Genomic DNA, 21,594 nt, shown 5'->3' on the forward strand with positions numbered 1-21,594 from the left:
CGGTTGACATAAAACACATTGTGTTGGTTGGCAAGGAACGCACTGCGGTTGACATAAAACACATTGTGTCGGCTGGCAAGGAACGCACTGCGGTTGACATAAAACACATTGTGTTGGTTGGTAAGGAACGCACTGTGGTTGACATAATACACACTGTGTTGGTTGGCAAGGAACGCACTGCGGTTGACATAATACACACTGTGTAGGCTGACAAGTAACGCATTGCGCAGGCTGGCAGGTTACACAGAACGAAATGATACAAGGAACACACTGTATGCTTTGTGCGCATTGAACACTAGCGCCCCCTGAAGGTTGACACTGTAGACATTGCAGTGATGCAGATTCTGGCGTAGCAGTGGGCTGACAATGAAGGCAGCAGTTACAGAAATTGACAACACAAGGGAGGCAGTTTGTACAAGGCGAACATGGAGTACAAGGTGTACATAAGTAGCAAGGGCTGCAAGTAACGGCACAAGCGTCGCATTTACGTACTCCCTCTGCTTGCTGCTCAGAATATTGCTTTTCTAATTCTTTAACTTTTGAACTTAGCTCAGTGAGCTGAACCTGAAGATCTTTAACGTCATTACTCATTTTCAAATCCTTTATGACCAAAGTCATGGCTTTAGATTGATGTTTGGTGCCGGGCGATAGACACCGCTAAATTCGCCATGGCAAATAACAGCAAGGTTGAGACCTGACTAACTACACTGTAGATATCAACTTATATTTTGAACCTAAGCGAAATCCTAGTATCGCTATCCCACCTTAAACAGGGTGTTTGCAGTAATGTGGGGAAACAGTAGTTTGCTGTTTTTGGTGTTGTTAAACTGTAGCGAAATATTCTGTGTGTATTGCAGTTGCAACGCGCCATTGGATAATCTTTCTATCCAGTAAGTGGAAGAAAAGTTTGGAACGTCTACATGGTTTTTACAAAATGGGATACTTGAAACTAATCCATCATTGTCACTGTTAACGGTCAAAATATCCGTTTTAGTGATAGGGTTATATGCTTGGTTAACTAGCAATTGTTGTTCTAACACGATATTCGGATTGATATTTGGATTACTCGGTGAGTTTTCGCCATACAAACCCGCAATGGCAGTACCTGCCTTAGTTTCTGGTTGCGGCAGCGTGTTGGCAATGGGGATTTCTGGACGACCATCGACAAAGTGATGATTTCCAAGTGCTAAAATTGAGTTACCGTGTGGAATTGAAACTTGTTTGACTATCGCATGCTCTGGATTTTGTATTGGCACGTTTGCTCCACCTGAAGGAGCGGGGATATAAGGAGGGCGGTTGTACTTACCTGAACCTTGATTGGTGGTGGCTAAATTGAGCCAAGTGCCATTTTCAGCATGCACAAGTTGGTCTTTCTTGTCACCGTCGGCAAAAAATACACGTTGCTCATAAAAGATCGTATAACTATTTTGTTGATAATCTCCACCTCGATTTACTACTTTTCCTTGTGTGGCGCTAAAGGTGATCACCTCGTAGTAAGGGAAATTAAATAATATAACCCCTTCTGGAGCAGTTTCTTGCGGCAGCGGCATGACGTTAAATCCCGCAAAACGAGCGCTTGCCCAAGTGCCAATGAGATCTGCCAATGGCCCAAGTGCGCTGAGGGTTTCTGGCTGGCTATTTCCTCCCCCTGTTGCGAGTAAAGGTATATTGTAATCTGGGACAAAACCTTGCTTGTTAGGTTGCAGCACAGCTTGTAGGTGATCTGCTGTGGCTTTTGCTTGCTGATTGGTGACAGTATTAAACATAAAAAACTCCCTTTAAAAGGTTTGTTAATAAAGTGTTCTCAGTGTTTAATTTAAGTATGGTTATGTAAATTGATCGATTACATCACATTACATGAGGGTTGTGTTGTGCATATGAATACTTAGGCGTTTGAATTGGTAGGGTTCTTTGACTTCGGGTGAGCGCTATGTGGGTACAACTATAGTAAAGCGCTGACGTTATCTTGAGAGATCTCAAAACGCGCAATGCAAAACGCTCCCATAAAAGGGAGCGTTTTTAGCAAGGCTGAGTTGGTGACGTTTTAGTAAGTCGCGCTGCCTTTAGTACGAGGGAAGGCAATAACGTCACGTACGTTGCCCATACCAGTAACATAAGCAACCAAGCGCTCAAAGCCAAGACCAAAGCCTGAGTGAGGCACTGTTCCATACTTACGTAGGTCGCGGTACCAGCTGTAATCTTCTTTGTTTAAGCCCATTTCTTCAAGACGCGCATCTAGCACATCTAAACGCTCTTCACGTTGTGAACCACCAATGATTTCACCAATACCAGGCGCAACGACGTCCATAGCGGCAACGGTTTTACCGTCTTCGTTTTGGCGCATGTAGAATGCTTTAATATCACGAGGGTAGTTTTTGATAACTACTGGTGCGTTAAAGTGTACTTCAGCAAGGTAGCGTTCGTGCTCTGATTGTAAGTCGACGCCCCACTCAACAGGGAATTCAAATTCTTTATCACATGCTTTTAGAATTTCGATAGCGTCTGTGTAATCTACCTGAGCAAAGTCTTTATCGATGAATGATTCTAGGCGAGTAATGGCATCTTTTTCGATGCGCTGTGCGAAAAATTCCATATCATCACGACGTTCGTCAAGTACTGCTTTAAACACATACTTCAACATGTCTTCTGCAAGCGCTGCGATATCGTTAAGGTCGGCGAATGCCACTTCAGGCTCAACCATCCAAAACTCTGCTAAGTGACGAGAAGTGTTTGAGTTTTCAGCACGGAATGTTGGACCAAAAGTATAGATTTTTGAAAGGGCACTCGCGTATGTTTCGCCGTTAAGCTGACCTGATACGGTCAAGAATGCTTCTTTACCAAAAAAGTCTTCTGAATAGTCTACATCGCCTTTGTCTGTGCGTGGTAGGTTGTTCATATCAAGTGTAGATACACGGAACATCTCACCTGCGCCTTCACAGTCACTCGCGGTAATGATAGGTGTGCTGATCCACTGGTAGCCACGCTCATGATAGAAACGATGGATAGCTTGTGCTAGACAGTTACGAACACGCGTAACCGCGCCCATAACATTAGTGCGAGGGCGAAGGTGCGCATGTTCGCGTAAGTATTCAATACTGTGGCGTTTTGCAGCCATTGGGTATGAATCTGGATTCTCTACCCAGCCTAGTACCTCAACGCTGTTCGCTTGGATCTCAAAAGATTGACCTTGACCTTGTGATTGTACAAGCACACCAGTCACCGCTACTGAACACCCAGCAGTAAGACGAGTCACTTCGTCATAATTATTCAGCGAATTAGGGACTACGGCTTGAATAGGGTCAAAACAAGAACCGTCATGAACGGCTAGAAATGAAATACCTGCTTTTGAATCACGTCGTGTACGGATCCAGCCCTTTACTGTTACTTGGCTGTCAACCGCAACGGTGCCTGCTAGTAGCTCCGTTATCGCTGTGTGGCTCATCTTTACTCCAAATGATTTATTTTTTATTTGTAAATTAAAAGACAGAGTGTCTTATCGTCATGTAAGCCGTATCTTACCTGCGATGGACAAATAAAAAAACACTGAAATGCAAAAAACTGGGCTGAAAAGAATGAGTAAAAGCCATGAAAAAACAGTCGAACTGTGGCATTATGAATGTTCGATGATAAAAATAGCTTTATTAATACTAACAGTGACGTTCAAAACTCGATGAAACAAGTTTTTATTTTGAGGGGTCTACCTGGCTCTGGAAAATCGCATTACGCGCAAACGCTAGCCGACGACCTAGTCTCCGGCGATGAAACACAGTATTTTATCTGTTCAACCGATGATTATTTTCTTAATGAAAACGGCGAGTATCATTTTGAAAAGCCACGCCTTTCAGAATATCACAACTTAAACTTAGCCCGGTTTATTAACGCCTTAGCTGAAGGTATCCCTTTGGTCGTTGTAGACAACACCAATATCAAAAAATGGGAGTTCGTTGCTTATGCATCAGCTGCAGTGGCAATGGGTTATCAAGTGAAAGAAGTCATTGTTGGCGAAATCAAAGATAAGTCCCTACAGCACTTATATGCTAAGCGTAATAGCCATGGCATTGGCTTGAAAACAATTTCAAAAATGGCCCACCTTTTCGAATGGTGATAAAGCTTGGTGTTAACACTGTTATTTGTACTAGCCCAAATCTAGGCTGACAGTCACCGATTGAAAAACGGGTAACTGTCAGGGCGAATCTGAGCTAGTACAGTTAATTCACTTTTGAAAAAGTATCCGCGCTTACTCCACATCAACTAAAAATGTAGTAAGCTGAGTGGTGTTACTTTGTATCTCGTGAGATAACGCGGTGTCGAGTAACTTTTCCAACTGAATTTCCAGTTCTATCTGTTTTCTTGGCAGTAAGGATTGCTCAATGTTATCCAACACGAACAGATAGTTATGTGTGGGCGAAGTCAATATTTTATAGTTTCTAAAAACTTCTTGAGCCGCAGCCGCCAATTTTGTTGTAGTGGGCTCACTTGCTGGCAACGCGTAGTAAGTTAAAACGGGGTTTATCGAGTAACATAATAGCAGTTCGGTGATAACTTCATAGATGTTAATTTCGTCTGTTACTTCGACTTTTTCGATGGTGATCAGATAAAACTCTTCGTCTTTTGGATTGCTACGGATCTGACACCTTAAAATACCAAGAGGGGTGTGGTAGATACCGTTACCACTAAAGCATGCCGAAAATTCTGTAAGTATCTTAGATTCTATATCTTTACTGAGATTATGCTCGACAACTTGACCTTCATTATTGATTAACACTCGGGGGCAATCACGCTTTTTTAGTTGTTCCTGTAATATCGTTTTAAAGTAATTATTATTGTATACCTCTATTGCTTCGTTGACTTCTTCCAGTAATTTGTCGTTCTCCCATGGTTTACACAAAAACTTATGTGCAACCTTGCTATTTATCATATCGATAAGCATATCGGAGTCAGTATAACCGCTGAGAATTAAGCCAATTGCTCCAGGATTAAGTTTTTTGGCTCGTTTTAGAAAATCTCCACCATTCATGAGCGGCATTCTAAAATCAGAGATAATAACCTGAACGGAGTGCGTGTCTATGTACTCAAGTGCTTCAAAAGGATTGTCAAAACTGACAACCTCTACTGAAGGCAGACGTATGACCCGTTTTAATGCTTTAAGTATTGACGTCTCATCGTCTAATATCAGTACTTTGTAATTAACTAAAGTATTTGCTTCTGAGTTCATAGAAAAGCTCCAACCAATCTTGGCTCTTTTGATCAAAAAAGGTGTTGATTACCATCTGATTGACTTCTTTATTGGTGATAGTGTCTATAAGCAACAATAGCTTAGTGGCGTTGCAATCTGAGCTACCCGTTTCTAGGGCATTAATGAGTGCATACAATTGATCTGTGATGGCTGACTCGTAGCCAATCAATGTGGCGGTATAAAGGGCGATATGCAATTTCTCGGTATAGCAGCTCTGTGGGGAATGACATTGACTTTCGGTTATAAGCTGAGCTATTTCTGAGCCGAGTTCGCCAAGAAATAATAAGGATTGAAGAAAAACAACACGTTCAGAATCAATTGAAGCGTCATGTAGCTTGTGTACCAATTCCTTAAGTAACTTGACCTTTCTAAAGTTAATATCGCTTAACTGCTCACAGTTCGCGATATCATATCTGGCTGCGACCATATTGTGATAACACACAGAGACAATAATTGCAGACACTAAATCCACACCGAGCGTCTTAATTGCGGTAGAGAGGGAGTATTGCTTTGTCGATAATCCCACATAAGCACTGTTACAAAGGTGGAATAATTTAGCTTGAATGAGCACCTCTTGTTCCAGCATCGCTTCAAGCTTGTGAAAATCTAAATCAATGTCTTCAATTTTACTTAGCAAGATAGGCAATTCGTTTTCAATGAAAGTTTCATTTAGCGCACGCTTTATTGCTTCACTTAATGGCAGCTCATTGAGTCGATAAAAAGCGGTGATAACCTCATCAAATTCTTCTCTTCGAAATGGTTTAGCGACGATAAAGGTCGCAGAAATTGAGGACTTACACAGCACCTTTCCTGTGGTATCGCCAGTTAGCAATACGGTGAGGGCTTGCGGATAACGGCGTCTCACGATATTGATTAATTCAACGCCATTAATTGATGGCATAAGGTAGTCACTAACTAAGATGTCGATGCTCGCTAACGTATCTAAGGCTTCAATGAATTGTTTGGGTGATGAAAAGGTTAATATTTCAGCGCCTTCCATGCTAATTTTGAAGTGACGGAGGAGCGACTTCAACATTAATTCATCGTCATCAACGAGTACAATCCGTGGCACTTGGCTTTTAATAGACATAGTGAGTAAACTCCTCAAGCAAAACAGGTTTTCCAATGAGATATCCTTGTACTTCATCACATTTTAACTGCTCTAGAATTTCAAGCTGCTCGACGGTTTCTATTCCTTCAGCGACAACTTTCAATTCAAGGTCGTGAACTAATCGGATAACGTTTTGGACAAGATCTCGAGCCGACTTCGAGCTGTCGATGTTTTCAATCAAGCTTTTGTCAATTTTGATAACATCCACTGGCAATTTTGAGATGTAGCCCAAAGAGGAATATCCGGTACCAAAATCATCAATGGCAATGGAGAATCCGACTTCCTTTAATTGTAGTAATTTGGTCTTGGCTTGATCGAGGTTCTCTAGCACAAAATTCTCAGTTATTTCTAATTCAAATTGCTCGGGTTTGAGTGAATACTTTTCAAGAATCGAACACATGGTTTGGACAAAACTGGGATCGGAGAGTTGATAGGGTGAAACATTTACTGCAACTTTTTGAATATCAAGTTCTTCCTTTTGCCATTCACACAGTGCGATACACGCCTGCTCAAGCACCCAAGTTCCTATTTTAACTATTTGCCCGTCCTTTTCTGCCAGAGGAATAAAATAATCTGGTGAGTTAGCACCAAACTGGGTGTTTTTCCAACGAATTAACACTTCACAACTGTTGATTGAATGTTCATTTAAATTAAGCTTAGGCTGAAACCTTAGATAAAATTCATCATTATCAACGGCGTTGAATAATGCTTCAGAGACTTTATGTTCATTCAGCTTTTCTGACAGCAGTGATTGTGAATAACGCATATAGAAGTCAGTACGAGACTCACAAACAAATTGGGTATAGATCACCAAGCGGTCTATTGCTTCCGAGAGTGGTTGTTCAGGCTCAATCATAGTGTAAGAGACGGAGAACTTGATTTGGATATTTTTGCGAATGAAAAACTGTTTAATTGAGTTGATTAACTCGTCTAAAAATTTGTGTACCTCAATTTCACTTTGTACTGAATCTAGCCAGAAAATGGCTTGGTCAAAGCCAATTTCAAGCATAGAAAAATGCGTCGCTTCACTCAGCAGCGCATGATCTATGATTTTTTTAAACGTATCGGAATATATCGGGGTGTTGGAAATTATATTCTTAACGAGCAAATCACGAATTTTAAGGCAGATCATCACAGAATTATCGGTGCGATTGATATGTTCGATAAAGCTAAGTTTGCACTGGTAGAAGTTGGGATATTTATCTTGCTCGCCTGAGAGGGGTTTAATGATAAGTAAGTAGCTTAATTCTGTTTTTAGCTTAAGCTCAACTTGGCATAAGACCCCTGAGCTTTTTAGTGTTGCAATTCTGCGTTCGGCAAAATCATCAAGACATTTATCACTTTCAAAATTAAAAAGTTGAAAGAAATTGCCTTTATTAACCTCGTTCAATACTAACTCTGTGTAGGCGTAATTGCAGTCGATAACATTACCTATGGTATTTACTTCGACTAGGGGCGCATTATTGCTACGCAATATCTGGGTTTTTAATTCGTTCTTGTGATAGTTTTTGAGTGCAGCTTCGATGGTTGAGTAAAGTTCTTCTTTATTCCAGGGCTTGGATAAAAACTTAAAGGTATTATTCGCATTGATCAGCGACTTCATATCATCATAATCAGCTTGCCCACTAAGCACGATGCATTCAATGCTGGGATCATGCTTTTTCACTTCTTGGATAAGCTGTTGGCCATTCATATTAGGCATTCTGAAATCGGTAATAAGCACATGAGGTTTATGCTCTTGTATCAATCCGAGCGCTTGTCTGGGGTCATCGGTATATACCACTTCATAATGCTGTAAACGCAGCGTGCGCTTAAGCGACTTTAGAATATCAATTTCATCATCAACCAACATGATAGGTGCATTCATAGCTACCCCTGTATTAGCGCATTAATTTTTTTTAACAGATTAGAATTATCAAACGGTTTAGAAAGGGCATCGTTGGCACCCATCGCTTTGGCCTTTTCAAGTTCACGATCGTTTAACGCGGAGACCACCAAAATCTTAATCGTTTTAAATTCTTCTTTTTCGCGGATAAATGAGATCACTTCAAAGCCATCCATTCCCGGCATCGAAAGATCGAGCGTGATTAAGTTTGGTTTAAACTCTGAGATGGCAATACCGGCCATAAAGCCATCCCCAGCTTCTTGTATCAAATAATCGTTGCCTATCACTCGTCGTATCGCTTTTCTATACTGGGGCTCGTCATCAATGATAAGCACCTTAGCTAAATCCCGTTCTTTATCAGAGTGTAGACCACTTTCTGCGATTTGATAGTCGCTAATAAAGTCTTGCGAAAGGGGGATTTTGTGCTTGTTTAAAAAGGATAAAAAGTCTTCAAGTAAGACACGGTAGTTACCGCGCCCAGGAAGCTTATGACCTTTCAACTCGCCATTGGCAATCCAACGACTCACACTGCGTTGGTGTACGTTACAGTAAATGGCGATTTCGCTTGGTTTAAGTGTCTGCATAGTCTTATTGATTTAATTCTTTTACCTATTGGTATAGCACAAGAAAACTAACAAGACAAAAGCGACATTAGAGACAAAGAGAATATAGTGCGTTTATGAACTAAAGGTACCTAAGCGGGGAGCCTTGGTACCATCATGGATGTATAAGTCTATAACACCATCGCGGCTATCCAGCCAAAGCATAATAGCGGAATATTGAAGTGAATAAATGTTGGCACCACGGAATCCCATATGTGATCGTGCTGGCCGTCGGCATTTAAGCCAGAGGTCGGCCCAAGTGTGGAATCTGATGCAGGAGAACCCGCGTCGCCTAGTGCACCTGCGGTTCCCACTAAGGCCGCGGTTGCCATCGCAGAAAAGCCTACTTCTAGAGACAACGGTACAAATAGCGTTGCTATAATGGGGACGGTTGAAAATGAGCTTCCAATTCCCATGGTAATAAGCAAGCCAACGAGTAAAATCATTGCGGCAGCAAGTGGTTTATTATCTCCAACAAAATCGGCACAGCTTGCTACTAAACTTGTCACATCGCCCGTTGCTTTCATGACGGAGGCAAAGCCTTGAGCAGAGATCATGATAAAACCTATCATCGCCATCATCGCCACGCCTTTGCTGAAAACATCGGAGTTTTGCTCCCACTTCACAATACCAAAGAGGCTAAAAATCATCACACCAACGAGTCCACCTAATATCATTGAGCCACTGATATTTTGTGCGATGAGAGAAGCCAGCACCGCAGCGCCACCGACAATCATCACCTTAGTTGCTTCTTTACCCTCAGGTACTGTGTTTGATTGTGTAATTTGCTGTTGAGTCACTTCATAAACTCGCTTTTTACGATAAGTAATGAAAACGGCAATTAACAGTCCAATCAGCATACCAAGCGCAGGGATCACCATAGCGTATGGCACGTCGAACTTAACCAGTTCTAGACCATTATCCACAAGATTTTTATGCAAAATAGAGTAAAGGTAAATACCACCGAATCCGTATGGCAACACCATATAACTGGTCGCTAAGCCAAACGTTAAAATACACGCAATTGCGCGGCGGTCTATCGTCAGTTTGTTCAGTACGACTAGCAGCGGTGGAATGAGGATCGGAATAAATGCAATATGGACTGGCACAAGGTTTTGCGATGCAATTGAGCAAGCCAATATTATCACCATAATAAACATGCTCAAAAACGTTGAGCCTTCACTATTATTGGCATTAACTAATTTGAGTAGCTTTTGCGCGAGAATTTGAGTTAAACCGGACTTTGAAATAGCTACAGCGAATCCACCTAGCATGGCATAGCTCAAGGCAATTTCTGCGCCTCCAGATAATCCATCATTGAAGGCGTTTAAGGTTGTCTTCAAATCTAAACCGGCCACTAAGCCTGCGGCCATTGCACTGACGGTCATGGCGACAATCACATTTATTCTAAAGAGGGTTAACCCCAACATGAGCAAGACGCCCAAAATAACAGCATTCATACTATTTTCTTGCCTTTCTTTTTATTGATTTATACAACACCTTCAACTCACTGAGTTCAAGTTTAGTAAGTGGTTTCTGTTGATACTGTGACTTTTCAAGTAATTGATAAAACAGCCAAAGCGATGCTTCTAATTCTGGAAATAACCTACACAACTCGGCAATATTTTGTTTCGCCGTTGCGCCGCTTAGCTGCTCATTGAAATCGGACACTATAGCATTGTAATAGACAAGTTCGATAGGGCCTTTATGCCGAGTGAGCTGCTTGCTGAGGAAAAATAGCGCAATTGAAACCAAAAATAGCAGAAACAGCGAAAAGATGCCTGCCCAAAGCTGGCCATTACTACCAAACCATTCCTTAAACAATGCGCCTTGCTTCTCTTTATCAAAATTGATGACGACGCGAGTCCAGCGATAGTCAAGCTCTTCGAGCTGTAACCGCAACCAATTAATAGGTTGCCAATTAGACAGTCCAATCAAGCTGTAGCCCAAACCACTTTTGAATTCACTCGATAATTGTTCTAACTGAGAAAGACTCCCTGTCATTCGCTCTGGGGCAATCCAAGCAGTTGGATCTAAGCGCTGCCAGCCAATTCCTGGTGTAAAATATTCAACCCAAGCATGCGCGTCATATTGATAGATGCTGTAATAACCTTGATTGTCATTTTTTTCACCGCCCAAATAGCCAGATACTAAGCGCGCAGGGATACCCGCGCTTCGCAGCAGGAATGCAGCGGCAGAGGCGTAGTGACCACAAAAGCCATTAAACGAGCTAAATAGAAAGTCATCTATCCTATCGTTCGATTGGGATAGTGTTGGTGTTAAAGTATAGACGAAACCATTTTGCAAAAAATAGCGCTTCATTAATTCAATGAATTGGCTGGTTGTTGTCGATTGACTGTCCCAATCGCGCGCCAGTTGCTTTGCTTTGTGATTGATCCCTTCAGGCAATGCGGTGTTACGCCTGTAATACCAAGGCCTTAATGAATCTTGAGGTTCAAAATCAGTGAAATCGATCTGATACTCGATAGGCTTGGCCGATAACTTGTTCAAATAGACCGTACCAAATACGTTACTATTTAACTTAGCGCTTTTCGAATAAGAGTATGACAGACCGTATAACCAGGGAAGTTGACTTGGCTGTGCAATAATCGTTGCTGCGCCAATCGGCTCTTTGGGCAGCGCTTTGATGTTGGTACCTTGATACTCAGAGACTTTCCATTGCCGTCCGTCAAATTCATCATGAATAATAGCACGCCAATAGAAAGGTCCGGTTTGTTGAGTATCCTCAAATGACGCCCTAAACACCAAGTCACTGGACTGGGATAAGTTGGCAATATTGAAAGGATCTACATTCTCAGATAACCCTGTTTTTGCTTGATTCTGCGGTGCAGGCAACTGCCAAAATGCAGGAAGCTTTGGTAAAAAAATGACCAATAGAGTAGCCACAGGTAACACCAATACTAATCCCTTTGCGCTGACCTTAAGTGCAGATTTGAACCTTAGGTTTTGCTCGAGATTAATCATGACAGCTAAATTTACAGCCAGCAAAATCAATACAAGAAACGCTGCAAATATACTTTGTGTAAAAAGAAATAAGCACGGATAAGTAAAAAAATTCAGAATGCATATTTGTGTAAATTGGCGAGGTTGCGTGGCATGAACTTGCTTAAGCAGGGAGGCGACCAACATTAACGCCACGAAAACATTTACGCTGTTTTTGAGCCCTATTAATGTGACTGTTGCAATCGCTCCGAGTAAAGTGACCAAATTAATAAAACCAATGCTCAGGACGCTTGGTTTAGTCGCTAGTCTCGATGCTTGCCAAAGCGTTAAAACGGTACATAACCCGACAAAACCGATACCAAAATCATCGACTAAAATAATGCTTAGCAACCATAAAAATAGTGACGTGCTGTAGTACCATTTTGGAAAGTTAGAATTCACTTAATGCCTCCAAACACCTCTGCTTATGGGTTTCACCTAGGCCGAAGGGGATCCTATTTTGCTGAAGTAACAGGGCATAATTTGTTTGTAGCTTATCGGCGTCAAGCACCATAGTACAGAGTTTACTCAGACGCTCTTCCTTGTTGCCTGAGAGCTTCGAATAATCAAAAATAACTCGATGTAAATCTGCAGACTCAGCTGCATTCTGTTTAACTAACATTTGTTCTGTCTTGGCGTAATGCTTCCAAGAAACGCGGCTTAAACTCATCCCTTTTTGATATTGCGAGAGATGGTCGAACTCAGCTGAGCGATCTTTTTGTTGTATGTTTCGGTTTGCATTCGTGGCACTACCGTAGCTAAACTCTGTGTCTATAACAGGCAATGGAGTAGGGTACACGTAGAAAGCATCGTTTGGTTTTATATACGACCAGGTACGGATAAGGCCAAATGGGAAGTAGCTGAGGATTTTAATTACCCCCGTTTCATATACGCCACGAGGTAAATCTGGCGCGCTTAACTCGATAACTTTTTCATCACTCACTTTAGAAATATGGATAGCCGTCCGATTGTATTCACTTGATAATCTGAGTGATTGGAGCTCTGTACTAGATGAAATACTGAGTCTAATAGATGAACTATATGGGCTAAAATTAGCATTACTTCCCAAATATCGGATATTTGTATTGTTCAAGTTGAAAAAACCTAAAAATAGGGCGGCTATCATCATCACAGCCATAATGTAAGACACTGCAAGGATTAGGTTATTCTGATAGTTGATCCCCAATACAAAATTAAGCAAAGCCACAGCGATAAAAAAACCGCCATCCTTAGATGGCAGTATGTAGATATTATTATGAGATAACCGTATTTCTGAGCGTTGATGTCGTTTATAAATATGCTGCTTAACTTTCCGTTTCAAGCGGTTAATCATGCTTAATGTACCGGTACGTTTTGAAAGACCTGTGTCTGAACTTCTGCTTCATTAGTCGTGGTAACGCCAAGTCGATGAGCGCAGACTGAAGTGAAAACGGCCTGAACGTCATCGGGTATCACGAAATCTCGACCACTAATAAACGCATACGCACGACTTGCGGCTGCAAGCGCAATGCTAGCTCTTGGTGATAAAGGATCGCTAAATTGACCTGAGCTGCGCGTGTAGTTAACTAAGCGAAGGATGTAATCAATAATAGCGTCACTTAGCACAATGTTAGGCACAACTTGTTGATACGCCAACAGTGTTTTGACATCGATCACTTGTGGTGCTTGAGTCAGTTTTCTCGCTTTTCCAGCTAATTTAATTAACTGCGCTTCTGCCATTTCCGAGGGGTATCCCAAGCTTATACGCATAAAAAAGCGGTCTAGTTGTGATTCTGGCAGTGGATGCGTGCCAGACTGATGCTGTGGATTTTGCGTTGCAATCACAAAAAATGGGTTAGGGAGCTCATGGCTCACCCCATCGATGGTAACTTGATGTTCTTCCATGGACTCCAATAAGGCGCTTTGAGTTTTTGGGCTTGCGCGGTTGATTTCATCGGCAAGTAAAACTTGGGTGAAAATGGGACCAGGATGGAATTCAAAAGACTGATGTTCTCGGTTAAAAATGGAAGTTCCAGTAATATCAGCTGGGAGCAAATCGCTAGTAAATTGTACTCGACGATATGTGAGACCTAACACATCAGCAAGAGAATGAGATAACGTCGTCTTTCCCATACCTGGCAAATCTTCAATAAGCAAGTGACCGCGACACAAAAGACTGCAGATCGCGAGCTTTATTTGTTCAGGCTTTTCTAAAATAACGGTAGAGAGCGCATCGGTAAGTTTCTTTATTTCTTCATTCATGTAACCAGCTCTAAACGCTTCATTACCGAATCCACTTTATGTGCATTGAAAGGTTTAGCGATAAAGCCCTTAGCACCAAGTTCCCAAGTATTTTGAACATTCTCCATACTATTATGACCAGAGCACATGATGACATGGGCCACTGGAAAATTTTCGTTAATGTAGGAAAGGATTTCGGTGCCATCTGTATCAGGAAGCTCAATATCTAAGAAGACAACACTGGGTTGTTTATGTTTTAGTAGCGGTTTTGCAGAATCAAAGTCTTCACAACCATAAATTTCTTCAAACCCTAAGTTTTCCAAAATCTGTGTCAGAAAATCTCTGATCTCAACAGCGTCATCAATTATCAAGATTGGTTCTAGCGGTCTTACAAATTCCATATGTCGATACTTCAAATTACAAATTCAACCACATACTATAAAAAGCGAAACCATAGCTCAATAGAAAATGCAGTAAACTTTTCATTAATGTCCGATACCGTCTAGTATTGGACATATCAAAGCGGGTTATTTGGTTTACTTACCTACCTAATTCATACATCCTATAATTTATATTATGTTAAATGACCTGAATTGCGACACTTTTGCGGGTGTTTCATGGTTCAATCAAAAATCCCTCTCTAAGCCTTATTTTCATAAGTTTTCTCGTTTTTCTGTATCATTAGCAAAATTGATTGTTCTAAATTTATTAATCGAAAAATTTCATATAAAAACCCACTTCCGTGCAGGACGCTCGACGCAAAAACAACGTCAAAGGAAGTAAGGATTGATGATGACAGATTTTAAGAATCTACTTTTCAGAGCGGGATTTATGAATTTTGGGAAGCTTAACCGCAAACAGGTATGCGAATTTTTAATGGTCAAAGAGCGAACGCTTGAGCGTTGGATCAGCAAAAATAAACCATGTCCCCGCGCGGTGCGGCTCTTAGAAATGCGTATAAATGGGAGCGTGTCCAATGACAAAGCTTGGGACGGCTTTTTTATATGCCGAGATGGCTACTTATGGACTCCTCGCGGCGCACGATATGAACCCGATTACATAAATAAAATCGACATTCTACAAAGGACTTCACGCTATCATGAAGCGCAAACAGCATCCCTACAGGCAGAAATTGATTACCTGAAAGAGTTGGTTGTTGCTCGCGATAAACTCAAGGAAATGGGACGGGATTTAATTGAAATGTCTGACCGCTTCAGGTTCAAGGATGCCATGCTCAGGTTTGAGCAGCAGAAAAAGGATAAGTCGGCTTAGTGGTTTGGGCTGCGATATCGCAGCCCTTTTTTGTTACTCTACGTGGATACTGTTACAACAATGAATGCAACCATCAATATTGCGATTTGGATATTTCACCTTAGCTATTAACAGTGCCTGAAAGTCAGAGTCATATCTACCAATATACTCTCTATTTTCTATGTCAGGCAGGTGCTTACATGCTCCCTCATTGTGAAGCTCATAATTCCCACCAATAGAGTAAGGTTGTTTATTCTTATTAAGAATGTAAGTATTCATCAATTGCCCCCTATCGGTTTACGTTGTTGGCTTTTCGGCCGTCAGCTTTGCTGCGAACGTAATTTGCACTTTTGGCTGGCCTTACAACCTGATGATTTGGGTGCTTGCCCATTTCCACCTGCTTAATTAAAACACTTTTCTTAACAGATTTATTTTTCCCTACTTGATACGTGGCATTCGCACCATTTTTACCATCGTTATTACCTTTAATAACCTTTAATTTTGTCTTTTTAGGCATAATTTACCTCTTATTTATTTAATTAATCTTAAAGAGGTGCTAGCATTCAGTTGAACTTTATGAATGAGCAACCTCATTTACTTACAGGCTAAACACTGCAATGTTTAGCCTTTTTTATGCTCGAAACAGATGATATTGACTGCATAAAATTCAAGCACATCTATATGATACACCTCTAATTAAAAAATAGAAGCGTTCAGGTCTTTGGCCAGACCTAAAAAAATGGTCGTTGTAGGCTTTTTCTTCCTCTGAAATTTCATCATCAAACTTGAAATGAATATCCCCACAACACGGACAGCTCATCTCGATACTTCTATCTAGATTACCTAAAGACGTTTAAATTTCTCCGTCTAGATTGAGATGATGAAGTTGCTGAGATAACTCAGTGCCTTATCTCGATAAAACTATATACCTTTTTATGATTACTGGAAGGACGTATTTGACCACCTTGAAAAAATTGATAAAAAGGCCGATGTAATGCTACCTTTTTTAAGTCAATTAAATCTAACACACGATAGAAGTGTCAGACCGCTTTAAGTTCAAGGATGCCATGCTCAGGTTTGAGCAGCAGAAAAAGGATAAGTCGGCTTAGTGGTTTGGGCTGCGATATCGCAGCCCTTTTTTTAGTTTAGTGCCTCACCCAGTGCGGCCACTAATTCATCGTCTAGCTTGTTCGTAGTCTTGTTCGCCAAGTGTTTAGCAGTGGATAAACACACGCGCTTAATAAAAGCTTCCGTGGCGAGCTTGGTTAGTAGATATTTGCCGATAGTTGTTAACATGTTTTTGCCTCCAATTGTTTAATGCGCTCGTCTTGCGCGTTGATGATGACCTTTAGCCAGTTGATGTCATTCTTTAGCGTGGCGATGGTGGCAACGAAGCCGCCAACGTTTACCGCTATCACGGCCAATGTAGACATATCCATACCCTACCGCCTATTTACCGTTGCAATGCTCTTGGGTGATACCTCGTTATCAAGCAAGACGTGGTATTTGGGCTTTACTTGCATGTTCAGATCAAAGATTTCATCCAGTAGCAGTTTGTTACCATCATGCAGTTTATCAATGGCCTCGTACCAGAGTTCGTCCTTTAGATAGTAGTCATGTGTAAGCGCTTCTGTGTCCAAGAAGAAACCCGCCCATGCGCGGTGAATGGGATGTGAGCCATTTGCCCACATTTGGATTTCTGCCAGTGCATTGCCTGCGGTTTCAGTAAGCGGCTTGGTTGTGCTATCAATCTTTTTGTATAGCCAATACACCGCATACAGTGTTAAGCCGAGGCTTAGATTTTTGCTAATGAAGTTACCCATAGAACCCCCATTCAAACCCCTGCTTGATGGTCTCCAGTGGGAACGGTTGCTCGCCGTTTTCCATGTGTATCATCGCGGCCATTACATGCGGATATTCATCACGGGTAAGCAGCCGATTGGCTGGAATGCCCGTATAATCGACCACAAAGTTAATGTAATTGGCGGTGTCGTTTTCATTGGTCGGTGCCCATCGTTCAATGATGCGGCCAATGGTTTTACGTCCGTGTTTATTGGCATAGGTGCGCAGAATGCGCGCCCCTGCCCTAAGTCCATACAAAGGCGTTTGGAACTCTTCAAAGGTGGGGTCTAGGTCAAGTTCGTGTTCGCCCTCCCATTCAATATCATTCAAACGTCCCTCTTTGATGTTTAGCGGGTTGTTGTTACGTAGCCCGCGAACCGTGTCTTTTGTCGTCATGAGATAGCCAATTCCTAATACAATTAAAGCGGTGATAATGTGAGTCGTTTCAAAGCGCATTACGCCCGTTCCTCAAGAATTTGCACATCACCCAACGAAAGCAGCGCATCTTGATTGGTGAACACCGATTCAAAATACATCACCGATGGTGTGAAATTGGCGTGGCCGTTTTCCCGAGCGGTTGTTTTGGGTGGTGATACACAGGCCATAAATAGCCTATGCCACCCTTTAGATAGCGTGACACTTAACGTTTTATCGCCATAAGGCCAGTTTGTATCCCCCTCAGGTGTCGCCGCGTTTGTGTCGTTTGGACTTCGGTCATATTTGAACAGCGTCAGTGTCTCCGTATTAATATCTCCAACCGTTGCGTATATACCTGCCTCGTATATCCCGCCACCTGTCTCAGTCCAAGGATAGGTTTTGACCGTGTCATCCACCTTTAAATCAAACGGCACATTGTCCAATTCATCAGGGATAAACACGTCAAAATATGGCACGCTCTCGCCCTCTAACTGCGAACGCGTATATGGCCTATCATCGTTGTAGTTTAAATACCTTACGACATAGGGCAGTTGAATACTTTGGGATTGAAACACGCGCTTGTTTTCGGCTGAGATAAAATAGTAAATATCACCGAAGTTTGTGAGTTCAATTTCAGCACCAGCCCTAAACAATCGGCCGTTTTTGACTGAGCCATAATCCCCCGTCATATCATCGCCGCCAATCCAAATATCAAACGGTGCTTGCAGCATGGCGCGCAGTCGTGGCGGGTCAAAATCCATGAGCTTATTTACTCCTGGTCTTGTTGGTACGGTATACGATGAGATAACGGATGCACGCTCAGGCTGAGGGGTATAACTATACGGATGTTTACCAACCCAAACCGCAACGCGCATATCACGCTCAGCAAGCAAGTACATATACGCATAATTGATGTCTTTTAGGTTGAGTCCTTGTTCAACCTCAGAATCTAAAACGACATCACCCCTACTATCAAATAGCTTTACTCTTAACCCAAGTTGCGCGCGAATAACTGAGAATGCACTTCCGCTTTGGTTAATCATCCACACTTCATCTTTTTTTAAAATATTACGCATCAGCATGAGGTTTATTCCTTAAGCATGTAAGCCACAACGCCAAGCGCAGCAACGCCACCAACGACACTAAACACCACCATCATGGTTTTATTGGTGCTTACTGCGAGCTGCTGGTCATCTGAGCGACTGGCGTTATCGGCAAATTGAAACGCTTGTTTGTTGGCTAAAATGGATTGGTCTGAGGCCGTTTTATAGGCGTCTTGGGTGGCGCTTAGCATGGATTCGGTAAGGTCTCGCGCAAGGTTGTTGCCCTTGTCGATAGACACATAAGCCAAATCAGACATGCGCGCATTTGCATTGTCTGCGGCATCAATGGACATTCCTGCAAGATGCGCGGAATTGCTCATTGCATCCGATGCGATATCGCCAATACGTCCATTGGCATCGCTTAGCGCGTTGACCGTGGTGTCTAGCGTGTCACCCGCAAAGCCAAGTACATCGCTGTTTAGTCCTGCGGAATACTCAACCATATCCCGAGCAAGGTTACTGTTTGCGGTAATGGCCGTGTCTGCGGTGTCACCAACTTGGTTAAGTGCATCCCCTGCAAAGTCCAGTGAATCGCGGTTCACATCGCTGGCATAGTTAAAGCCGCCACGTGTAACGTCACTGGCAAAATTAAATCCGTCTGTGGTCATGTTGCTAGCTGCATCAAAACCCGCAATGGCCGCGCCACTAATGTCGCTGCCGAACGCACTTAACGCATCTACTAAGCCGTGGTCAGTTTGTGTAATGTGGTACGTGTTACCGTCCCCATTGGTAATATACCCGTTGTTGTCACCATCAATCCCGAACGTCGTTGACGTGTTATTGGTGGTTTGACGGGCGTCTGAACTGGATTTACTCGACATTCAAAATCATCCTGTAAACCTTGTGCCCATCCGCAAGCGTGCTTTCATGCTTGAATGGATAGGCAGACAAGAGGCGTGATAACCCCTTGTGCTTGGTATGAAATACAATGGATGGGGCTTTGATGCGTCGAGCAAATGCAACGATAAGTGGGGCGATGTGTAACAGGTTTTCGCCCTCTGCACATACAATACAAAGCCCGTCCACATCCGCGCGCAGCACACAATAACAGCCAGAGAACTCAACCAGTGCGGCCGCCTTGTTTTCTACCTGAGCCTTGATTTCGTCATAATCGTCAAGCGCTGCGGTCTTAACGTGATGAAACTCGTCGATGTGAGCTACGCGCACCCTATCCCCCTATCTAGTCAACAAATACGCGCCAGCAAGCACAAGCACACCGACAATCAATAACTGGTTATTACCACCACCGCCAAAGTTGATATTGCCACCTTGGAAGCCGCTTGATTGTGATTGGTCGCCCACACCCGATGTCGCTGGACCCGCAGTGATGGGGCTACCCGCCCCGTTTGTGAGGTTAGGCATTGCGCCCGTTGCACCTAATAACGCGCCGACCATTTACTTAGCCGCCTGTTTACGTGCTTGATACTTGCGATATGCATCGTTCACCACACTCGCCGCAAGTGCGCCACATGCCGCCATTGCGACCCCTTTCAAAAATGCTATGGTGTTCTTGTTCATCTACTTAACCGCCTTAATAATTAGTGCAAAACCCAATAAGCCAACCGACCCCATCAAAAGGTGAGATTGCTTAATGCCGAATATCATCGGCTCTTGTCGCTGTGGTGGTTGTGCTGTGGTTTTTGGTGCATCAACCAACACCGCCGCGCCATTGTCTAGCTCCGTGGTGTTGGCTTGCTCATTCTGTAATTGACCCGTTGAGGCTTTCTTTGCCTTGACTGCCTCAACTTGTCCCCAAACTTCTAATGCGCGGCCAAGGGCGGAATCAACCGACCCCCAAAAGCCGCTATTCGCAGGTGCTGTCATCAGTCCCCCTTAGAATGAACTTGCAGCGTAATTATCTGCGTAGTGAACAATGACCGAAGCCGCGCCGCCCTCATCGCAATCAATGCGTAAGCGCATATCATGGATAGCGTTTTCCCCTGTCTTAGTCAGCATCAAAGAGCTAAACACATCCCCTTGCTGCATTAGGTCTACAGCAAAGGTGTCTTTTTGGGCGGTGCGGCCGCCTTGCTTCAAGATGTGGTTGTGTAGTTTGAGTGGTAGGCGGTCGCGCCATTTGGTGTTGTTGACGAGGAACTCAACCTCGGTCACACCGACCTTGTTTTCTGTGTCTTGCACTGGCTTTCGGATTTCAATCAGCGCGATGTGCGCGCCCTCTGGGCGTGGAATATCAGCCACCTCATTAGTGCCTTGTGCGAAGTTGAAGCGGAAAACGCGACGCTTGAACAACCAGCCCGGCAACGTGCCCGCTGACTTATGCGCCCATGCTTTAATCTGCGGGTTGGTTGCCGCGCTGTCGATATCAAATTTGATTTGTGCCAACTCAAGGCCGACTGTGCCAAGACCGAAGAAACGCTGAACTTGCAGGTCTGGCGATAGTGCGCTTTTTACTTCTGGACGGGTGAAGTGAAGTGCAACATAGCCATCAAGCTGTTCACGCTCGTAGTAGTCGTTTTCCTTAACCAATTCCGCCAGTGTTTCGTACTCGGTCAGCATGCGGCCATTTAGTTCAACGCGAAAGTTTTTGATTTGTGCAGGGGTAATACCCTGTAAATCAAAAAAGATAGTTTCGTATGTCAGGCCAAGCGGTAGACTTACCGAAGCCGTGCCGCCAGCGTGAACGCCTGTGATGTTGTTAAGTGGTGATAGTTCTAACATGTACTTGTCCCCTTAACCGATGATGAAACGTTTAACGGAACGAAGCGCGCGAATGTTATTGATTGCGGCAAGAACGCCTAATGTAACGGCGACTGGAACAAGGGTGTTTTTATCTAGCATGTGATTACCTAATTTTAAGTTAACGCCAATTGCGTGTGAAAAAGCGTTAATTAATAAATCAGGCGTTTCGCTCTCTTGGCAAACGGATTTCGCTCCCCCTAGAGCGAAAAGAGCGAAATTTTCGC

At 43.0% G+C, this 21,594-nt stretch carries 26 protein-coding genes; 2 read left to right on the plus strand and 24 right to left on the minus strand.

What is annotated here, in order from left to right:
- Positions 1 to 755: 755 nt before the first annotated feature.
- Both B1L02_RS08255 and asnS read right to left on the minus strand, forming a co-directional pair.
- Positions 756 to 1,766 (minus strand): heme-binding protein, encoded by a 1,011-nt coding sequence (locus B1L02_RS08255; protein ID WP_088530644.1) that lies wholly within the window; start codon positions 1,764 to 1,766, stop codon positions 756 to 758.
- Positions 1,767 to 2,044: 278 nt separating this feature from the next.
- Positions 2,045 to 3,442, minus strand: a complete 1,398-nt coding sequence (asnS, locus tag B1L02_RS08260) for an asparagine--tRNA ligase (RefSeq protein ID WP_010379069.1) — start codon at positions 3,440 to 3,442, stop codon at positions 2,045 to 2,047.
- A 228-nt stretch (positions 3,443 to 3,670) separates the two neighbouring features.
- On the opposite strand from asnS, the gene B1L02_RS08265 reads away from it, so the two are divergent.
- A complete protein-coding gene (locus tag B1L02_RS08265) occupies positions 3,671 to 4,105 on the plus strand; it encodes an AAA family ATPase (protein ID WP_088532252.1) in 435 nt (144 codons plus the stop codon).
- Between the two features lie 132 nt (positions 4,106 to 4,237).
- Here the strand turns inward: B1L02_RS08265 and B1L02_RS08270 are convergent, their stop codons facing one another.
- From B1L02_RS08270 to B1L02_RS08310, 9 genes are all read right to left on the minus strand, one after another.
- A complete protein-coding gene (locus B1L02_RS08270) occupies positions 4,238 to 5,215 on the minus strand; it encodes a response regulator (protein WP_088530645.1) in 978 nt (325 codons plus the stop codon).
- Positions 5,187 to 6,326 carry a response regulator gene (locus tag B1L02_RS08275; protein WP_088530646.1) on the minus strand — a complete coding sequence of 380 codons (1,140 nt, stop codon included), beginning with the start codon at positions 6,324 to 6,326 and terminating at the stop codon, positions 5,187 to 5,189. The genes B1L02_RS08270 and B1L02_RS08275 overlap by 29 nt, the downstream gene beginning before the upstream one ends.
- Positions 6,316 to 8,214: an EAL domain-containing protein gene (locus B1L02_RS08280; protein WP_088530647.1), complete on the minus strand. Its 1,899-nt coding sequence runs from the start codon at positions 8,212 to 8,214 to the stop codon at positions 6,316 to 6,318. Before B1L02_RS08280 ends, B1L02_RS08275 begins: the two co-directional genes overlap by 11 nt.
- A gap of 2 nt (positions 8,215 to 8,216) precedes the next feature.
- Positions 8,217 to 8,816, minus strand: coding sequence for a response regulator (locus B1L02_RS08285; RefSeq protein WP_088530648.1), 600 nt, complete (start codon positions 8,814 to 8,816; stop codon positions 8,217 to 8,219).
- Positions 8,817 to 8,965: 149 nt separating this feature from the next.
- A complete protein-coding gene (locus B1L02_RS08290; protein ID WP_088530649.1) occupies positions 8,966 to 10,294 on the minus strand; it encodes a Na+/H+ antiporter family protein in 1,329 nt (442 codons plus the stop codon).
- Between the two features lies 1 nt (position 10,295).
- Positions 10,296 to 12,239, minus strand: coding sequence for a transglutaminaseTgpA domain-containing protein (locus B1L02_RS08295; RefSeq protein ID WP_088530650.1), 1,944 nt, complete (start codon positions 12,237 to 12,239; stop codon positions 10,296 to 10,298).
- Positions 12,229 to 13,158: a DUF58 domain-containing protein gene (locus tag B1L02_RS08300; RefSeq protein WP_223191878.1), complete on the minus strand. Its 930-nt coding sequence runs from the start codon at positions 13,156 to 13,158 to the stop codon at positions 12,229 to 12,231. The genes B1L02_RS08295 and B1L02_RS08300 overlap by 11 nt, the downstream gene beginning before the upstream one ends.
- Positions 13,159 to 13,172: 14 nt before the next feature.
- The gene (locus B1L02_RS08305; RefSeq protein WP_088530652.1) at positions 13,173 to 14,078 is read right to left on the minus strand and encodes an AAA family ATPase; all 906 of its coding nucleotides are present in this window, start codon (positions 14,076 to 14,078) and stop codon (positions 13,173 to 13,175) included.
- Complete coding sequence (locus B1L02_RS08310) at positions 14,075 to 14,458, minus strand: response regulator (protein WP_088530653.1); 384 nt, start codon at positions 14,456 to 14,458, stop codon at positions 14,075 to 14,077. Before B1L02_RS08310 ends, B1L02_RS08305 begins: the two co-directional genes overlap by 4 nt.
- Before the next feature lie 388 nt (positions 14,459 to 14,846).
- Between B1L02_RS08310 and B1L02_RS08315 the strand changes: the two genes are divergently transcribed.
- On the plus strand, positions 14,847 to 15,329 hold the full coding sequence (locus tag B1L02_RS08315) for a hypothetical protein (RefSeq protein WP_088530654.1): 483 nt from the start codon (positions 14,847 to 14,849) through the stop codon (positions 15,327 to 15,329).
- 33 nt (positions 15,330 to 15,362) lie between these two features.
- Here the strand turns inward: B1L02_RS08315 and B1L02_RS08320 are convergent, their stop codons facing one another.
- The 13 genes from B1L02_RS08320 to B1L02_RS08365 all read right to left on the minus strand — a co-directional run bounded on the left by B1L02_RS08320 (position 15,363) and on the right by B1L02_RS08365 (position 21,349).
- Positions 15,363 to 15,587: a hypothetical protein gene (locus B1L02_RS08320; protein ID WP_088530655.1), complete on the minus strand. Its 225-nt coding sequence runs from the start codon at positions 15,585 to 15,587 to the stop codon at positions 15,363 to 15,365.
- 10 nt (positions 15,588 to 15,597) lie between these two features.
- Entirely contained in the window at positions 15,598 to 15,825 is a 228-nt protein-coding gene (locus B1L02_RS08325; RefSeq protein WP_088530656.1) for a DUF3892 domain-containing protein, read from the minus strand.
- A gap of 623 nt (positions 15,826 to 16,448) precedes the next feature.
- Positions 16,449 to 16,604 carry a hypothetical protein gene (locus tag B1L02_RS24010; protein ID WP_167651254.1) on the minus strand — a complete coding sequence of 52 codons (156 nt, stop codon included), beginning with the start codon at positions 16,602 to 16,604 and terminating at the stop codon, positions 16,449 to 16,451.
- Positions 16,598 to 16,747 carry a hypothetical protein gene (locus B1L02_RS24015; RefSeq protein ID WP_167651255.1) on the minus strand — a complete coding sequence of 50 codons (150 nt, stop codon included), beginning with the start codon at positions 16,745 to 16,747 and terminating at the stop codon, positions 16,598 to 16,600. Before B1L02_RS24015 ends, B1L02_RS24010 begins: the two co-directional genes overlap by 7 nt.
- Positions 16,748 to 16,750: 3 nt before the next feature.
- Positions 16,751 to 17,131 (minus strand): hypothetical protein, encoded by a 381-nt coding sequence (locus tag B1L02_RS08330; RefSeq protein WP_088530657.1) that lies wholly within the window; start codon positions 17,129 to 17,131, stop codon positions 16,751 to 16,753.
- Positions 17,124 to 17,606, minus strand: a complete 483-nt coding sequence (locus tag B1L02_RS08335) for a virion protein (protein ID WP_088530658.1) — start codon at positions 17,604 to 17,606, stop codon at positions 17,124 to 17,126. The genes B1L02_RS08330 and B1L02_RS08335 overlap by 8 nt, the downstream gene beginning before the upstream one ends.
- A complete protein-coding gene (locus B1L02_RS08340; protein ID WP_232003165.1) occupies positions 17,606 to 18,643 on the minus strand; it encodes a hypothetical protein in 1,038 nt (345 codons plus the stop codon). The genes B1L02_RS08335 and B1L02_RS08340 overlap by 1 nt, the downstream gene beginning before the upstream one ends.
- 11 nt (positions 18,644 to 18,654) lie before the next feature.
- Positions 18,655 to 19,491: a hypothetical protein gene (locus tag B1L02_RS08345; protein WP_088530660.1), complete on the minus strand. Its 837-nt coding sequence runs from the start codon at positions 19,489 to 19,491 to the stop codon at positions 18,655 to 18,657.
- A complete protein-coding gene (locus tag B1L02_RS08350) occupies positions 19,481 to 19,837 on the minus strand; it encodes a hypothetical protein (RefSeq protein ID WP_088530661.1) in 357 nt (118 codons plus the stop codon). Before B1L02_RS08350 ends, B1L02_RS08345 begins: the two co-directional genes overlap by 11 nt.
- A 9-nt stretch (positions 19,838 to 19,846) precedes the next feature.
- Positions 19,847 to 20,065, minus strand: a complete 219-nt coding sequence (locus B1L02_RS08355; RefSeq protein ID WP_088530662.1) for a hypothetical protein — start codon at positions 20,063 to 20,065, stop codon at positions 19,847 to 19,849.
- Positions 20,066 to 20,188: a hypothetical protein gene (locus B1L02_RS24995; RefSeq protein ID WP_257790110.1), complete on the minus strand. Its 123-nt coding sequence runs from the start codon at positions 20,186 to 20,188 to the stop codon at positions 20,066 to 20,068.
- The gene (locus B1L02_RS08360) at positions 20,189 to 20,494 is read right to left on the minus strand and encodes a hypothetical protein (RefSeq protein ID WP_088530663.1); all 306 of its coding nucleotides are present in this window, start codon (positions 20,492 to 20,494) and stop codon (positions 20,189 to 20,191) included.
- Positions 20,495 to 20,503: 9 nt separating this feature from the next.
- Positions 20,504 to 21,349: a major capsid protein P2 gene (locus B1L02_RS08365; protein WP_088530664.1), complete on the minus strand. Its 846-nt coding sequence runs from the start codon at positions 21,347 to 21,349 to the stop codon at positions 20,504 to 20,506.
- Between the last annotated feature and the right edge of the window lie 245 nt (positions 21,350 to 21,594).

Source organism: Pseudoalteromonas piscicida, from assembly GCF_002208135.1.
In the GTDB taxonomy this organism is placed as follows: Bacteria; Pseudomonadota; Gammaproteobacteria; order Enterobacterales; family Alteromonadaceae; genus Pseudoalteromonas; species Pseudoalteromonas piscicida_A.